Genomic DNA, 14,706 nt, shown 5'->3' with positions numbered 1-14,706 from the left:
CAGGTGAGAACACCATGCCGATTCGTCTTTCGCTCGCCACAGGGGCGCGCTGCGCCGCTGCATCGATCGCGCTGGCCGGCGCTGCGGCTGCCGCTGCGCCTTCGCCCGGCGCCACACAGCAGGCCCTTGCGCGCGACAGCTGCGACGGGCTGCGGCGCGCCGTCGCGCACGACCAGGGCGGCGCGGCGTCGGGGCCGCTGTTCCTGACCAGCTACCGCACCACGAATGCGCCCGGCGAGCCGCCCTTCGAACCCGCGCTGGCGGGCGCTGCCTTCACCTACGACAACGCGCTGGCCGGCATCGCGCTGCTGGCGTGCGGCGACCGCGCTGCCGCACGGCGCATCGGCGATGCCGTGGTGCGGGCCGTGGCGCACGACCAGTCGATGCCCGACGGGCGCGTGCGCAACGCCTACCGCGCCGGGCCGGTCACTGAAGAAAAGCCCGCGCTGCCGGGCCGCTGGGACGCCGGGCGCAAGCAATGGATCGCCGATGCGTACCAGGTGAGCACCGCCACCGGCAACGTGGCCTGGGCCGCGCTGCTGCTGCTGAACCTGCACCAGGCCGAGCCGACGCCCGCCTACCTGGCGACCGCGCGCCGGCTGCTGGCCTGGACCGAGCAGAACACGCGCGCCAAGAACGGCCCCGACGGCTACAACGGCGGACGCCACGGCTGGGACCACGCGCAGCGCGCGCAGACCTGGAAGTCGACCGAGCACAACCTGGACATCGCGATGGCCGCGGCGTGGGCGGCACGGGCCGCGCGGGCCGAGGGCCAGCCTGACGCGGCGGAGCAGAGGCAGGCGCGCACCGCGCTCGATTTCGTGCGCCGCATGTGGAACCCGTCGGAGCAACGTTTTCACATCGGCACCAAGGAGGACGGCGCGACCGTCTCCACCGATGGCTCCGGCCTCGACGCGCAGCTGTGGCCGGTGCTCGCGGCGCCCGAGGGCTCGTGCGCCTGGGTGCGCAGCCTCGACTGGGTGGAGAAGCACCACCGCTCCGGCGCGGGCTACGGTTTCTCGCGCGAGCCCGACGGCATCTGGACCGAAGGCAGCGCACAGGCCGCCGCCACGCTGGTGGCGCGCAAGGGCGCGGCGCCCGAAGCGCTGTGGCAGCTGCTCGCCGCGCAGCGCGCCGGCAACGGCCTGTACTACGCCACGCCGGGCGCGCGCATCTCCACCGGCCTGGCCATCGGCCCCGATTCGACGGGGGCCGACTTCTTCTACTACCGCTGGCCCCACCTGGGCGCGACCGCCTGGATCGCCCTGGCCGCCACGGGCTTCAACCCTTTCACCGGCAAGACCCTTGCCTCGGGAGCCGTTCCATCATGTCCAGCCTGATCGCCACTCCGGAATTCCAGCTCAACGCACTGGTCGGGGGGCTTGCCTTGCTCCTCATGACCTGGGCGAGGGTGGACCGCATCACCCACCGCGTGCTGTTCGGCGCGCTGACGGCGCTGCTGCTGATGCGCTACGCCGTCTGGCGCATCGTCGCCACCATGCCGCCGTCGGACCTGGGTTTCGAAACCCTGTTCGCCTGGGTGTTCCTGGGCTTCGAGCTCACGGCCATCGTCTACACGCTGATGTCGATCCACATGCTCATGCGGCGCCGCGACAACCGCGCGCAGGCCGACCGGGGCGAGGCCGCGCTGCGCGCTCGCGGTGACGATGTGCCGGCGGTCGACGTCTTCATCTGCACCTACAACGAAGAGCTGGCCGTGCTCGAGAAAACCATCATCGCCGCGCAGGCCATCGACTACCCGCGGCTGAACGTCTGGGTGCTCGACGACACGCGGCGCGACTGGCTGCGCGACTACTGCGAGCGCCGCGGCGTGCACTACGCGCGGCGGCCCGACAACAGCCACGCCAAGGCCGGCAACCTCAACAACGGCTTGCGCCTGTCCGCGGGCGTGACCGATGCGCCGTTCATCCTCGTGCTCGACGCCGACTTCGCGCCGCAGCGGCAGATCGTCTACCGCATGCTCGGCCTGTTCGAGGACAAGCGTGTGGGGCTGGTGCAGACGCCGCAGTTCTATTACAACGCCGACCCCATCCAGCACAACCTGCGCGCCACCGACAGCTGGGTCGACGAGCAGCGCGTGTTCTTCGACGTGCTGCAGCCCGCCAAGGACGCGGTCGATTCGGCCTTCTGCGTGGGCACCTCGTTCATCGTGCGGCGCGACGCGATCACCGAGGCGGGCGGGTTCCCGGTCGGCAGCGTGTGCGAGGACATCCACACCACCTACCTGCTGCTGCGCCGGGGCCGCATCACGCGCTGGCTGGGCGAGCGGCTGTCGAACGGGTTGTCGGCCGAGAGCATCGTCGACTACATCAACCAGCGCAGCCGCTGGTGCCTGGGCACCGTGCAGCTCGCGCTGTTGCCCAACGGGCCCTTGCTCGGCCGGGGCTACAGCCTGCCGGCGCGGCTGCACTTCCTGCACGGGCTGCTGCATTGGCTGGGCAAGCCCTTCATGGTGCTGGTCCTGCTGGCGCCGGCGCTGTACTGGTATGCCGGCGTGTCGGCCTTCCACGCCACGCCGCAGGCCTTTGCGGCCTACGGCCTGCCGACGCTCATGATGTTCTGGGCCTACAGCTACTGGATCAGCCAGCGGCGCTGCCTGCCCGTGTTCAGCGAGGTGAGCCAGCTGGTGGCGGCAATGGCCGTGAGCAGCACGCTGGCCCGCGCGATGCTCAAGCCCTTCGGCCATCCGTTCAAGGTGACGGCCAAGGGACTCGACCGTTCGCGCACGGTGGTGCACTGGAAGCTGGTGGCCGTCTTCGGCGGCCTGCTCGTGGCGCTGCAGGGCGCGGCCGCGATGGCGGCGCTGAGCGGCGCGGCGCTCACGCCCGGCGACCAGCTCAACCTCGTGTGGACCGGCATCGCGCTGGTGCTGTGCCTGGGCGCGCTCATGGCCTGCGTCGACCTGCCGCGTCCGCAGCAGGAAGAGCGCTTTCCGTGGCGCGCGCTGACACGGGTGCGCACCGCCGCGGGCGAGGGCGAGTCGCGTTTCGTCAACATCGCGACCGACGGCGCATTGCTCGAAGGCCGGGGCCTGCTGAAGCGCCTGCGCGTCGGGCAGCCGCTGGAGGTGCATGTCGAGCCGATCGGCTGGCTGTCGGCCCACCTCGCCGCGCGCGGCAGGGCGGGGGCCGAGTTGAAGTTTGCTGCCACCGAGGCGCAGCGCGAACACCTCGTGCGCCACGTCTTCAACGTGCCGCCGAGCCACGTGGCGGTGCAGGTGCGGCCCTGGCAGGCCGCTTCGGCGCTGTTCGCGAGCGCGGGTATGCGCGCGCCGGGCGCGGGCTTCGCGCGGCTGTCGCTGCGGCTGCTGCTCGCGGTGCTGGCCGTGTGCATCCTGCTGGTGACGACCGGATGCAACCTCACGCCGCCGATGAAGGAGCCCGACCTCGCGGTGCCCTCGCAATGGCCGGCCGGCGCCACGGCGCCGGACGCGCAGCCGGCGGACTGGCGCAGCTTCGTGCAGGACGAGGAACTGCGCGGCCTGATCGCCACGGCGCTCGACAACAACCGCGACCTGCGCGTCTACGCCGCGAAGGCGCGCGAGGCGCGCGCCACCTATGCCGGCAGCCGTGCCTCGCTGTTCCCGCAGGTGGGCCTGTCGGCGCACGGCCAGCGGGCGCAGACCACGCCGCAGGGCTCGCTCAGCCCGGTCGGCAACCTGCCGTCGGACGGGCGCGTGTCGAACAGCTTCGACATCCAGGCGGGCGTGATGTCGTACGAGCTGGACTTCTTCGGCCGGCAGCAGAGCACTGCGCAACAAAGCGGCGCGCTCGCCGAGGCCGGCGACAAGGACCATGCCGCCGCGCGCATGAACCTGGTGGGCGAGGTGTCGAATGCCTACCTCACGCTGCGCGCCGACCGCGCCTTGCTCGCGCTGGCCATGGCCAACGAGACCGCGCTGAACGCCAACGCCGACATGATCGGGCGCGCCCGCGCTGTCGGCGGCGCCGCGCAGCTCGACGTGTACCGGGTGCAGTCGCTGCTGCAGAACGCGCGCGTGCGGCAGGAGGAATACCGCATGCGTGTCGCGCAGGACCTGCAGTGGCTCAACGTGCTGGTCGGGCGCGCCGTGCCGCCCGAGACGGGCACCGCGCGGCCCTGGCCCGAGCGCTCCACGGCGCCGGTGGCGGCCGGGCTGCCGTCGAGCCTGCTGCAGCGCCGGCCCGACCTGCTCGCGGCGTACGCGCGCGTCGAGGCCGCCAACGCGGGCGTGGGCGCGGCCAAGGCCGCGATGCTGCCGACCATCTCGCTCACGGCGCTGGCCGGCGGCGTCAGCAAGGAGCTGTCAACCCTGCTCGCCAGCGGCAACAGCAGCTGGGCCGGCGTGCTGGGCGTGTCGCTGCCGATCTTCGACTGGGGGCGCCGGTCCGCCAACGTCAGCGCCAACCAGGAGCGGCTGGCCGCCGCGATGGCCGGGTACGAATCCGCGGCGCAGGTGGCCTTTCGCGAGGTGGCCCACGCGCTGATCGCCGGCGACCACCTGCAGCCGCAGCTGGAGGCGCAGCAGGCGCGCGTGCAGGTGCTCGAGAAGGTGGCCGGCATCTCGCGCACGCGTTATCGCAGCGGCATGGAAGACTACTTCTCGAGCCAGGATGCGCAGCGCGAGCTGTACACCGGGCAGCAGCAGCTCATCGAACTGCAGCTGAAGGCGGCGGTGAATTCCGTGAACCTGTACAAGGCGCTCGGCGGGGGCTGGGACCGGGCCTAGGGTGGCGTTGGCCGGTCACGCGCCGGCGGTGCCGGCGGTGCCGGCGAGCATCCACAGCGCCATCGCCACCATCATCAGGTTCTCGGTCAGCGACACGAAGCCCAGCGGCACGTTGCTGCTGCCGCCGACGCAGGCGCACTTGAGTTCGCGCCGGTCGACGTACACGGCCTTGAGCACCGACACCGCGCCCACGCTGCCGATGAACAGCGCCACGGGAATCGCCACCGCGTGCAGCCGGCCCGCCACCATCAGCACGCCGGCCAGCAGCTCCGCGAACGGATAGAGGTAGGCATACAGCACGAAGCGCCGGGCCAGCAGGTCGTAGTTGAGGAACATGGTCGAGAAGCTCTCCACGTCCTGCAGCTTGAGCAGCGCCAGGATGCACATCGCGAAGGCGATGAACGACGACAGCAGCTGCGGGCTCGCCAGCGTCTGGCCCGCCGCCAGCAGGCTCGCGCCGGCCATGAGCAGCGCCACGGCGAAGACCGCGATCACCGGCCGGTACGAGGTCTCGCCGGGCTCGCGCACCGCGAGGCCGAAGTGGCGGCGCAGGTCGTCGTAGCCGCCGATGCGGCGCCCGTCGATGAAGGCCTGCGGCGTGGTCTTCACCTGCTGCTCGGCCTTGAAGGCGTCGGTCTGCTCGCGCGTTTTCAGCCACCGGTCGTCGACCGCGTAGCCTTTGCGCCGCAGCAGGAAGCGCGCCTTCAGGCCGAAGGGGCAGATGTGCCCAGGCATGACCATGCGGTACAGCGTGGCGGTTTTGTCGGTGGCGGCGTGGTCGGCGGTTCGTGTGGACATGGGGTGGTGCTCCGTCGGTCGGATCGGTCGCCCGATTGGCGCGCGGCAGCGGCCTGCGTCCTGTCGGACGATGTCATGTTTGCCTGACGGAATGCCCGGGCACGGGGTCGCTGACTTGCGGCCATTGGCGAAGGAGGCCTACACCGCCCGGACCGCGCCGGTGAAACCTTCGGCGCATGGGTGAACGCCATGCGCAATTCAACGAAATCCACAGTGACTTCACGCCTCGCCCTCGGGGTTCTTGCGGTGCTGATCGCCGCTCCGGTTGCCGCGCAGCCGGCCGACAAGCCGCCACCCCCACCGGTTCGGCCTGAAGCACAGCCCGACTCCGAGTTCCTCGTGAAGCCGCCTGCCCATGGCAATCCGCGGCTGGTGAAGCCCGCGCCGCCCGACCGCGATCCCGGCCTGGTGAAAAAGCCGCCGGTCGACCCCAAGCCCGCCGGCGAAGACAAGGACAGCAACAAGCCGCGTGCCGACGATCCCGGTGCGCCCTCGCGCCAAGACGACTGCCGGGGCACCGCCGAGGACTGCAAGCAGAACTCCCCGCGCTGACCCGACCATCGAAAGGACCCGCCCCGCCATGAAATCCAAGATCCTCAACGCCGGCCCCGAGCGGACCATCGCCCTGGTGTTCGAGACGGGCGACGAAGTCATGCCCCTGCTCGAAGAGTTTGCGAAGACGCACGGGCTGTCGGCCAGCCGCTTCAGCGCGATCGGTGCACTGCGCGGGGCGGTGCTGGGGTACTTCGACTGGGAGCGCAAGGAATACGAGCGCATTCCCGTCGGGGAGCAGGTCGAGGTGCTGTCCCTCAACGGCGACGTCGCGCTCGATGGCGACCAGCCCACGGTGCATGCGCACGCCGTGCTGGGCCGGCGCGACGGCAGCACGATCGGCGGCCATGTGCTGCAGGCCACCGTGCAGCCCACGCTCGAGGTGCTGCTGGTCGAATCGCCGGGCTACCTGCGCAAGACCTGCGACCGCGAGAGCGGCCTGGCCCTCATCGACATCGACGCCTGAGCCGCAGGCGCACGCCAGTCGATTCCCACGCCGATGCCGTTCATGGCCTGACACCGGCCCCGCGACGCGGGGCTACGGTGGTTTGACGTTGCGCCGGTTTTTCCATCGCGGGTGGTCGCCTGCGAGGCCGACGCACACCACCAAGGAGCCACCATGACCCAGGTCAACGAACTCATGACGCGCGGCGTACGCACCGCCGCGCCCACCGACACGCTGTGCGACGCCGCCCAGGCGATGGAAGAACTCGATGTGGGCGTGCTGCCCGTGTGCGACGGCGAGCGGCTCGTGGGCGTCGTCACCGACCGCGACATCGCCGTGCGCGGCGTGGCGCAGAAGCTGCCGCCGGAAACCACCCACCTCGACGCCATCATGAGCGGGCAGGTGCGCTGGTGTTTCGACGATGTGTCCGTGGAGGAAGCCTTGCGCACGATGGGCGAATTGCAGATCCGCCGCCTGCCGGTGGTGGACCGCGAGCGGCGCCTCGTCGGCGTGCTGACGCTGGGGGATGCGGCCGCGAAGGGCGACACGTCCGAAACCGGCGAACGGCTGGGACAGATTTCGCAACCGGCGGAGCCTGACCGTTCCCGTCAGTCGGCGGCCAGCGGCCCGGCAGGCGGCGGGCAGACGAAGCGCACCCGCAAGAGCTGAGGAAAAAGAGTCGCGGGGGCCGGCTTCGGCCCTCCGGCTTCAGCGGCTCACTGGCACTGGAACAGCACGCCGGATTCGGCGGGGGCCTTGCCCAGCCACTTGGGGTCTTGCCCCTTGGCGCTGCAGTAGTCGGAGGCCTGCGTGTAGGTCATGGCGCGCAGCACACCGTCGCGGAAGGGAACGATCTGGTTGGGCGGCGACGAGCAGCCGGCAATGACCAAAGCCAGGGGAAACAGAGTGATGCGCCAGTTCATCGGGCCATTCTAAAGAGTCGCGTGGGCGCACGGGTCCACGGCGAGGGGCGGGCGTGTCGAGGAGCGCCGGCTTCTTTTTGCCGGGGCGCGGGGCTATAGTCTGCGAGCACTGCCGCAGCCCCTTCCGCTCCCCAAAGGACGTTCGTGCCGGACTCTCTGACTTCCACGCTCACCAGTTACTACGATGCGGTGCCCTACGACTCGCACCCGTTCCCCCAATCCGCCGTGGAGCACCTGGAAGCCCTGGCCTTCCTGTTCGGCCTTGATGCGCCGCCGCCCCGCAAGGCGCGCGTGCTGGAGCTGGGCTGCGCCGCCGGCGGCAACCTGATTCCGTTCGCGGTGCGCCACCCCGAGGCGCGCGCGGTGGGCGTCGACCTGTCGCGCGTGCAGGTGGCCCAGGGCGCCGCGGCGCTCGACCACGCGGGGCTGTCGAACATCGAGCTCAAGACCTTCAACATCGCCGACATCGACGCCTCGTTCGGCGAGTTCGACTACATCGTCTGCCACGGCGTCTACAGCTGGGTGCCGGGGCCGGTGCAGGACGCCATCCTGCGCGTGTGCGCCGAGAACCTCGCGCCCAATGGCGTGGTGTACGTGAGCTACAACGTCTACCCGGGCTGGAAGGCGCGCGAGATCGTGCGCGACGCGATGATCCTGCGCGGCGGCCCGCGCGACACGCCCGAAGAAAAGCTCTCGTACGCGCGCGGCATGCTCGAGTTTCTCGAGCAGTCGGCACGGCCCGACAGCGTGCTCAAGAAGACGCTCGAAGAGACGATGCCGATCGTTCGCAATTCCGGCAACTACTACCTGCTGCACGAGTTCCTGGAGCCCTGCAACGAGCCCTGCTATTTCAAGGAGTTCGTCGCGCGTGCCGAGGCCCGCGGGCTGGCCTACCTGTGCGACGCAGAGCCCTCGACGATGTTCGTGCAGAACTACGGCGAGAAGGTGCGCGACCCGCTGCTGCGCGAATGCGGCGGCAGCCAGGTGATGATGGAGCAGTACCTCGACTTTCTCGTCAACCGCACCTTCCGCCAGACGCTGCTGGTGAAGCAGGGCAACGCCGCGAACATCCGCTACCGGCTCGAAGTCCCCCGCCTGCGCGCGCTGGAGTTCGCCGGCCTCTTCCGCGTCGATGGTGGTGATGCGCTCACCATGGATGCGCGCGAGCAGCCCTGCACCGCGCTGCGCGACCTGAAGGTCACCTTGCGGCTGCCGGCGCACAAGGCGGTGGCGCAGGCGCTCGATGCGAGCTATCCGTGTTCGATGTCGACCGAGGCGCTGCTGGCCGCGGTGGTAACGCTCACCGGCGAACCGCGCGCGGCCGTCGAGCCCATCGTGCTCGCCATGCTCGAGGAGCTTTTGATCCTGGGCGCGCTGCGCATCCGGCGCACGCCGGTGCCGGCGGTTTCATCGGTGTCCGCGCTGCCGCAGGTGCTGGAGCCGGTGCGCCGCGCGGTGGCCGGCGTGCCCGCGTCGCAAGCGACGGCCGTCGTCTGCAACCAGTGGCACGAGCCGGTGTCGCTCTCGGTGCTCGAGCGCAGCCTGCTGCCGCTGCTCGACGGGGCGCACACCCACGAAGCGCTGGCCGCTTTCCTGCTCGACGAGGTGCGCGCCGGACGCCTGCGCTTCCTCAAGGACGACCAGCCGCTGACCGAGCCGTCGGCGCTTCACGATTTTTCGCAGGAGCAGGTCGCGCAGGCGCTGCAGAGCCTGCGGCGCAAGGCGCTGCTCACGGCCTGACGGCACACACCCTTCGCCCCTCCCTCATTCTTCATCCAACGCACAGAGGAGACTTTTCCATGCAGCACTTCAAGTGGACCCCCACCTTGCGCGCGGCCGTCGCGGCCGCGCTCACCCTGGCGGCGGCCGGCGGCGCGCAGGCCGCGTCGCAGGCGCCGGTCGCGGCCGAGCACGGCATGGTCGTGAGCGCGCAGCACCTGGCCAGCAAGGTCGGCGTCGATGTGCTCAAGCGCGGCGGCAACGCGGTCGATGCGGCCGTGGCCGTGGGCTATGCGCTGGCGGTGGTGTATCCGGCCGCCGGCAACCTCGGCGGCGGCGGCTTCATGACCGTGCAGCTGGCCGACGGCCGCAAGACCTTTCTCGACTTCCGCGAGAAGGCCCCGCTGGCTGCCACGGCCAACATGTACCTCGACAAGGACGGCAACGTCGTCAAGGGCCTCAGCACCAACGGCCACCTCGCCGTGGGCGTGCCGGGCTCGGTGTCGGGCATGGAATACGCGCGCGAGAAGTACGGCACGATGAAGCGCGCCGACCTCATCGCCCCATCGGTCCAGCTGGCCGACAAGGGCTTCGCGCTGGAGCAGGGCGACATCGACATGCTGCTCACGGCCACCAACGACTTCAAGAAAGACCCGGTCTCCGGTGCGATCTTCCTGAACAAGGGCGAGCCCTTCGCGGTCGGCCAGAAGCTGGTGCAGAAAGACCTGGCCAAGACGCTGAAGGAAATCAGCGCCAAGGGCACCGACGGCTTCTACAAGGGCTGGGTCGGCAAGGCGATCGTGGCGTCGAGCCAGGCCGGCAAGGGCATCATCACGCAGGCCGACCTCGACCAGTACAAGACGCGCGAACTCGCGCCGGTCGAATGCGACTACCGCGGCTACCGCGTGGTGTCGGCGCCGCCGCCGAGCTCGGGCGGCGTGATCATCTGCGAGATGCTCAACATCCTCGAGGGCTATCCGCTGAAGGACCTGGGCTTCCGCTCGGCCGAGTCGGTGCACTACCAGATCGAAGCCATGCGCCACGCCTACGTGGACCGCAACAGCTACCTGGGCGACCCCGACTTCGTGAAGAACCCGCTCGACCGCCTGCTCGACAAGGGCTACGCCGCGAAGATCCGCGCCGCCATCGACCCCAAGAAGGCCGGCGTGTCGAAGGACATCAAGCCCGGCGTGGCGCCGCATGAAGGCAGCAACACCACGCACTACTCGATCACCGACAAGTGGGGCAATGCGGTGTCGGTGACCTACACGCTGAACGACTGGTTCGGCGCCAAGGTCACGGCCGACAAGACCGGCGTGCTGCTGAACAACGAGATGGACGACTTCACCTCGAAGGTCGGCGTGCCCAATCTCTACGGCCTGGTGCAGGGCGAGGCCAACAAGATCGAGCCGGGCAAGCGTCCGCTGAGCTCGATGAGCCCGACCATCGTGTCGAAAGACGGCAAGCCGGTGTTCGTGGTCGGCACGCCCGGCGGCAGCCGCATCATCACGGCCGTGCTGCACACCATCCTGAACGTGGTCGACTACGGCATGAACGTGCAGGAAGCCGTCGATGCGCCGCGCTTCCACCAGCAGTGGCTGCCCGACGTGACCAACGTCGAGACCTTCGCGATCAGCCCCGACACCCGCAAGATCCTGACCGACATGGGCCACAACCTGGGCGTGCCGCAGCCGGCCAACCACATGGCCGCGATCATCGTCGGCGCGCCTTCGCTGGGCGGCAAACCGGTGGGCGCGAATCGCTTCTACGGCGCCAACGATCCGCGCCGCAACACGGGCTTGGCCGCCGGGTACTGAACCTGCGGCACACTTGAAGGCGGTCGTGCCCCTGTCGGCACGGCCGCTTTTTTCATTTTTCATGCACCTGCAAGACATCCTCTATACCCAGGGCTTCGGCACCCGCCGCGTGTGCGCGGGCCTGGTCCAGCAAGGCCACGTGAGCATTGCCGGCGCGGCCGTGACCGACCCCTTTGCCGACCTCGACCCCGAAGGCCTGCTGTTCACCGTGCAGGGCACCGAGTGGGCGTACCACGACAAGGCCTACCTGATGCTGCACAAGCCGGCCGGCACCGAGTGCTCGCAGAAGCCCTCGACCTACCCGAGCATCTACACGCTGCTGCCGTCGCCGCTGCGGCTGCGGCCCAACAAGGGCGCCGTGCAGGGCGTGCAGGCCATCGGCCGGCTCGACCAGGACACGACCGGCCTGCTGCTCTTGACCGACGACGGCCAGTTCATCCACAAGATGGGCTCGCCCAAGCACCACGTGCCCAAGGTCTACGAGGTGACGGCCAAGCACCCGATCGACGAGGCGCAGATCGCCAAATTGCTGGCCGGCGTGGTGCTCGACGACGATCCGAAGCCCGTGCGCGCGGCGGCCTGCGAATCGGACAGCCCGCTGCACCTGCGGCTCACGCTCACCGAGGGCAAGTACCACCAGGTCAAGCGCATGCTGGCCGCGGTCGGCAACCGGGTCGAAGGGCTGCACCGTTCGCGCATCGGCGGCCTGGCGTTGCCGGACGACCTGGCGCCGGGCCAATGGCGCTGGCTCACGGCCGAGCAGGTGGCCCAGCTGCGGGCGCCGGTGCCCCGGGCCGCCGCTTGACATAGGTCAAGGCGCCGGGTCCGACAGCGGGGGAGGGGGTGTCGGCGGTCAGCTGTTCGTCGGGTTCGACCGTTAAGATTGTTAACTCTCTCCCGGAACCTTCCCTTGCGACTTCCTGCCTGCCCGAACGGCCGCATTGCGGCCTTCCTTTTCTCCTGCCTGACAGCCCTGGTGACCCTCCCCGCCGCGGCGGCGCCGCCGGCCCCCCCACCGGTTTTTGTGCTCAATTCGCTGGACGCCAGCGTGAGCGTGATCAACCCGGTCGACTGGACCGAGAAGCAGCGCATTCCCACCGGCAAGGAGCCGCACCACATCTACATGACGCCCGACGAGAAGTCGGTCATCGTGGCCAATTCGGCGGGTGACTCGCTCACCTTCCTGGACCCGCGCACGGCCGAGGTGCAGCGCGTGGTGTACGGCATCATCGATCCGTACCAGCTGCAGTTCTCGCGCGACATGAAGTGGTTCGTCACGGCGGCCAACCGCCTGAACCACGTCGACGTGTACCGCTGGGACGGCAAGGACCTGAAGCTGGCCAAGCGCATCGCCACCGGCAAGACGCCCAGCCACATCTGGATCGACAACACCAGCACCGTGGCCTACGTCACCATGCAGGACAGCGACGAGCTGATTGCGGTCGACCTGCCGACGCAGACCGTCCGCTGGCGCATGGCCACCGGCGCCATGCCGGCCGACATCTTCGGCGCCCACAACGACAAGACGCTGCTCGTGGGCCTCACCGGCAGCGACGGCGTGCAGGTGTTCGACGTGGCCGGCGCCCAGCCCAAGCTGGTCGGCAAGATTCCCACCGGCAAGGGCGCCCACGCGTTCCGCTCGGCCGGCGACGGCAAGACCGTGTTCGTGAGCAACCGGGTGGCCAACAGCATCAGCCGCATCGACTTGACCACGCTGAAGGTCGTTGCGACCTACAACGTGCCGGGCGGCCCCGACTGCATGGACGTGTCGGCCGACGGCAAGACGCTGTACGTGACCTCGCGCTGGGCCAAGAAGCTCACGGTGGTCGACCTGGCGAGCCAGAAGGTCGTGCGACAGGTGAACGTCGGCCGCTCGCCGCACGGCGTCTGGACGCTGGACCATGCGAAGCGGACCTGAGCGGGTGCGCGCCGCGGGCGTCGCCTTGGCTGTCGCGGCGCTGGCCTGCGCCACCATGCCGGCGGCCGGAGCACAAGAGGCCGCTTGCGACAAACCCGTCTACCTGACGCTGGACACCGGCCACATGGGCATTGCCCCGCTGGTGGCCGACGTGCTCAAGCGCCAGGACGTGCGCGTCACCTTCTTCGCCGCCGCCGAGCGCACCCAGACCGACGGCGACAGCCTGGACGACCATTGGGCGCCGTGGTGGAAGGCGAGGGCGGCCGAAGGCCACGAGTTCGGCTCGCACACCTACGACCACGCCTACTGGCGCGGCGACGTCAAGGGCACGCCGCCCAGCTTTCGCATCAAGCCGTCGGCCGGCCCGCAGACCGGGAAAGAGTCGGTCTGGAGCGCGGCCCAGTACTGCGCCGACATCCGCAAGTCGTCCGACCGGCTGGCCGCCATCACCGGCAAGAAGCCGCTGCCGCTGTACCGCGCGCCGGGCGGCAAGACCTCGCCCGCGCTGCTGGCAGCCGCCAAAGATTGCGGCTATGCGCACGTGGGCTGGTCGCCCGCCGGCTTCCTGGGCGACGAGCTGCCGAGCGAGGCGTTCAGCAACCCCAAACTGCTAACGCAGGCGCTCGCGGGCATTCGCCCCGGCGACATCCTGCTGGCGCACCTGGGCATCTGGTCGCGCAAGGACCCGTGGGCGCCCGCCAACCTGGAGCCGCTGATCGTCGGGCTGAAGGCCAAGGGCTTCTGCTTCCGCACGCTGCGCCAGCACCCGGACTACCGCGCCTGGATCGCATCCCACCCCTGATTTCTGACCCCGAGTTCGTGCCGTGATCGATTGGTTGACCGACGTTTTTTCCGCCATGCAGGGCTGGCTCTTCGAGACCGCCGTGCAGCCGCTGGTGTATGCCATCGGCCTGGGCGGCTGGGCCGAGGACGCTTTCGACGCCACCGGCTGGCTGCTGGTCGGCGTGGTCCAGATTCTGGTGCTGCTGGCCGTGATCGGCCCGCTGCAGCGCTGGCGCGCGGTCGAGCCCGTGACCGACCGCCGCGCGATCCGCATCGACGTGCTCTACACGCTGATCCACCGGCTGGGCCTGTTCCGGCTGGCGCTGTTCTTCACGCTGCAGCCGCTGTTCGACGACCTGCTCGGCAGCCTGCGCATGGCGGGGTGGGGCACCTTTCACCTGGACGAGGTCTGGCCCGGCGTGACCGACGTGCCGTGGGTGGCCTTTGCCATCTACCTCGTGGTGCTCGACTTTGTCGGCTACTGGATTCACCGCGGCCAGCATCACTTCAACGCGTGGTGGAGCCTGCATTCGCTGCACCACTCGCAGCGCCAGATGACGATGTGGAGCGACGACCGCAACCACCTGCTCGACGACGTGATCCACGACACGCTCATCGTCATCGTGGCGCAGCTGATCGGCGTGGCGCCGGGCCAGTTCATCGCCGTCGTGGCCTTCACCCAGCTCAGCGAGAGCCTGCAGCACGCCAACCTGCGGCTGAGCTTCGGTGCCATCGGCGAGCGGCTGTGGGTCAGCCCGCGCTTTCACCGGCTGCACCACAGCATCGGGCTGGGCCACGAATCGCACGGCAAGAGCACGCTGGGCGGCCACAACTTCGGCGTGCTGCTGCCCTGGTGGGACATGCTCTTTCGCACCGCCAACTTCGAGAACCGCTACGACCCGACCGGCATCCGCGACCAGGTCGAACCCGGCGCCGACGGCCGGCCGCGCGACTACGGCCAGGGCTTCTGGTCGCAGCAGTGGCTGGGGCTGAAGCGGCTGTTCGGCCGCGCCTGAGCGCGC

At 69.7% G+C, this 14,706-nt stretch carries 13 protein-coding genes; 11 read left to right on the top strand and 2 right to left on the bottom strand.

What is annotated here, in order from left to right:
• Nucleotides 1-14 precede the first annotated feature (14 nt).
• Entirely contained in the window at nucleotides 15-1,340 is a 1,326-nt protein-coding gene (locus GFK26_RS30640; RefSeq protein WP_153285280.1) for a hypothetical protein, read from the top strand.
• Nucleotides 1,328-4,729 carry an efflux transporter outer membrane subunit gene (locus tag GFK26_RS30635; RefSeq protein ID WP_153285279.1) on the top strand — a complete coding sequence of 1,134 codons (3,402 nt, stop codon included), beginning with the start codon at nucleotides 1,328-1,330 and terminating at the stop codon, nucleotides 4,727-4,729. Before GFK26_RS30640 ends, GFK26_RS30635 begins: the two co-directional genes overlap by 13 nt.
• 15 nt (nucleotides 4,730-4,744) lie before the next feature.
• Here GFK26_RS30635 and GFK26_RS30630 read toward each other — a convergent pair whose 3' ends face one another.
• Nucleotides 4,745-5,527 (bottom strand): glutaredoxin family protein, encoded by a 783-nt coding sequence (locus tag GFK26_RS30630; protein WP_228121811.1) that lies wholly within the window; start codon nucleotides 5,525-5,527, stop codon nucleotides 4,745-4,747.
• Between the two features lie 213 nt (nucleotides 5,528-5,740).
• Here GFK26_RS30630 and GFK26_RS30625 point away from each other — a divergent pair, with 213 nt between their 5' ends.
• The 3 genes from GFK26_RS30625 to GFK26_RS30615 all read left to right on the top strand — a co-directional run bounded on the left by GFK26_RS30625 (nucleotide 5,741) and on the right by GFK26_RS30615 (nucleotide 7,193).
• Nucleotides 5,741-6,079 carry a hypothetical protein gene (locus tag GFK26_RS30625; RefSeq protein WP_153285278.1) on the top strand — a complete coding sequence of 113 codons (339 nt, stop codon included), beginning with the start codon at nucleotides 5,741-5,743 and terminating at the stop codon, nucleotides 6,077-6,079.
• A gap of 28 nt (nucleotides 6,080-6,107) precedes the next feature.
• Complete coding sequence (locus GFK26_RS30620; protein WP_153285277.1) at nucleotides 6,108-6,545, top strand: PPC domain-containing DNA-binding protein; 438 nt, start codon at nucleotides 6,108-6,110, stop codon at nucleotides 6,543-6,545.
• Between the two features lie 153 nt (nucleotides 6,546-6,698).
• On the top strand, nucleotides 6,699-7,193 hold the full coding sequence (locus GFK26_RS30615) for a CBS domain-containing protein (RefSeq protein ID WP_153285276.1): 495 nt from the start codon (nucleotides 6,699-6,701) through the stop codon (nucleotides 7,191-7,193).
• A gap of 47 nt (nucleotides 7,194-7,240) precedes the next feature.
• Here GFK26_RS30615 and GFK26_RS30610 read toward each other — a convergent pair whose 3' ends face one another.
• Nucleotides 7,241-7,447, bottom strand: a complete 207-nt coding sequence (locus GFK26_RS30610) for a hypothetical protein (RefSeq protein ID WP_056573549.1) — start codon at nucleotides 7,445-7,447, stop codon at nucleotides 7,241-7,243.
• Nucleotides 7,448-7,591: 144 nt separating this feature from the next.
• On the opposite strand from GFK26_RS30610, the gene GFK26_RS30605 reads away from it, so the two are divergent.
• The 6 genes from GFK26_RS30605 (at nucleotide 7,592) to GFK26_RS30580 (ending at nucleotide 14,700) form a co-directional block, all read left to right on the top strand.
• Nucleotides 7,592-9,187 carry a class I SAM-dependent methyltransferase gene (locus GFK26_RS30605; protein WP_153285275.1) on the top strand — a complete coding sequence of 532 codons (1,596 nt, stop codon included), beginning with the start codon at nucleotides 7,592-7,594 and terminating at the stop codon, nucleotides 9,185-9,187.
• Nucleotides 9,188-9,246: 59 nt separating this feature from the next.
• Nucleotides 9,247-10,983, top strand: a complete 1,737-nt coding sequence (gene ggt / locus GFK26_RS30600) for a gamma-glutamyltransferase (protein WP_153285274.1) — start codon at nucleotides 9,247-9,249, stop codon at nucleotides 10,981-10,983.
• Between the two features lie 61 nt (nucleotides 10,984-11,044).
• Nucleotides 11,045-11,788, top strand: a complete 744-nt coding sequence (locus tag GFK26_RS30595; protein ID WP_153285273.1) for a pseudouridine synthase — start codon at nucleotides 11,045-11,047, stop codon at nucleotides 11,786-11,788.
• A gap of 105 nt (nucleotides 11,789-11,893) precedes the next feature.
• Nucleotides 11,894-12,901, top strand: a complete 1,008-nt coding sequence (locus GFK26_RS30590) for a YncE family protein (protein ID WP_153285272.1) — start codon at nucleotides 11,894-11,896, stop codon at nucleotides 12,899-12,901.
• The gene (locus GFK26_RS30585) at nucleotides 12,885-13,703 is read left to right on the top strand and encodes a polysaccharide deacetylase family protein (protein WP_153285271.1); all 819 of its coding nucleotides are present in this window, start codon (nucleotides 12,885-12,887) and stop codon (nucleotides 13,701-13,703) included. Before GFK26_RS30590 ends, GFK26_RS30585 begins: the two co-directional genes overlap by 17 nt.
• Nucleotides 13,704-13,725: 22 nt before the next feature.
• Nucleotides 13,726-14,700, top strand: a complete 975-nt coding sequence (locus GFK26_RS30580; RefSeq protein ID WP_153285270.1) for a sterol desaturase family protein — start codon at nucleotides 13,726-13,728, stop codon at nucleotides 14,698-14,700.
• Nucleotides 14,701-14,706: the final 6 nt, after the last annotated feature.

It is taken from the genome of Variovorax paradoxus, assembly GCF_009498455.1.
Lineage (GTDB): Bacteria > Pseudomonadota > Gammaproteobacteria > Burkholderiales > Burkholderiaceae_C > Variovorax > Variovorax paradoxus_H.
The sequence above is the reverse complement of the archived record's forward strand: the minus strand, read 5'-3'. Positions and strand labels throughout refer to the sequence as shown.

What these genes read in the sequence shown, in the direction of transcription:
- ggt (WP_153285274.1), top strand. Translation starts at nt 9,247, where the DNA reads ATGCAGCACTTCAAGTGGACCCCCACCTTGCGCGCGGCCGTCGCGGCC.
- GFK26_RS30585 (WP_153285271.1), top strand. Translation starts at nt 12,885, where the DNA reads ATGCGAAGCGGACCTGAGCGGGTGCGCGCCGCGGGCGTCGCCTTGGCT.
- GFK26_RS30630 (WP_228121811.1), bottom strand. Translation starts at nt 5,527, where the DNA reads ATGTCCACACGAACCGCCGACCACGCCGCCACCGACAAAACCGCCACG.
- GFK26_RS30595 (WP_153285273.1), top strand. Translation starts at nt 11,045, where the DNA reads ATGCACCTGCAAGACATCCTCTATACCCAGGGCTTCGGCACCCGCCGC.
- GFK26_RS30620 (WP_153285277.1), top strand. Translation starts at nt 6,108, where the DNA reads ATGAAATCCAAGATCCTCAACGCCGGCCCCGAGCGGACCATCGCCCTG.
- GFK26_RS30635 (WP_153285279.1), top strand. Translation starts at nt 1,328, where the DNA reads ATGTCCAGCCTGATCGCCACTCCGGAATTCCAGCTCAACGCACTGGTC.
- GFK26_RS30640 (WP_153285280.1), top strand. Translation starts at nt 15, where the DNA reads ATGCCGATTCGTCTTTCGCTCGCCACAGGGGCGCGCTGCGCCGCTGCA.
- GFK26_RS30615 (WP_153285276.1), top strand. Translation starts at nt 6,699, where the DNA reads ATGACCCAGGTCAACGAACTCATGACGCGCGGCGTACGCACCGCCGCG.
- GFK26_RS30610 (WP_056573549.1), bottom strand. Translation starts at nt 7,447, where the DNA reads ATGAACTGGCGCATCACTCTGTTTCCCCTGGCTTTGGTCATTGCCGGC.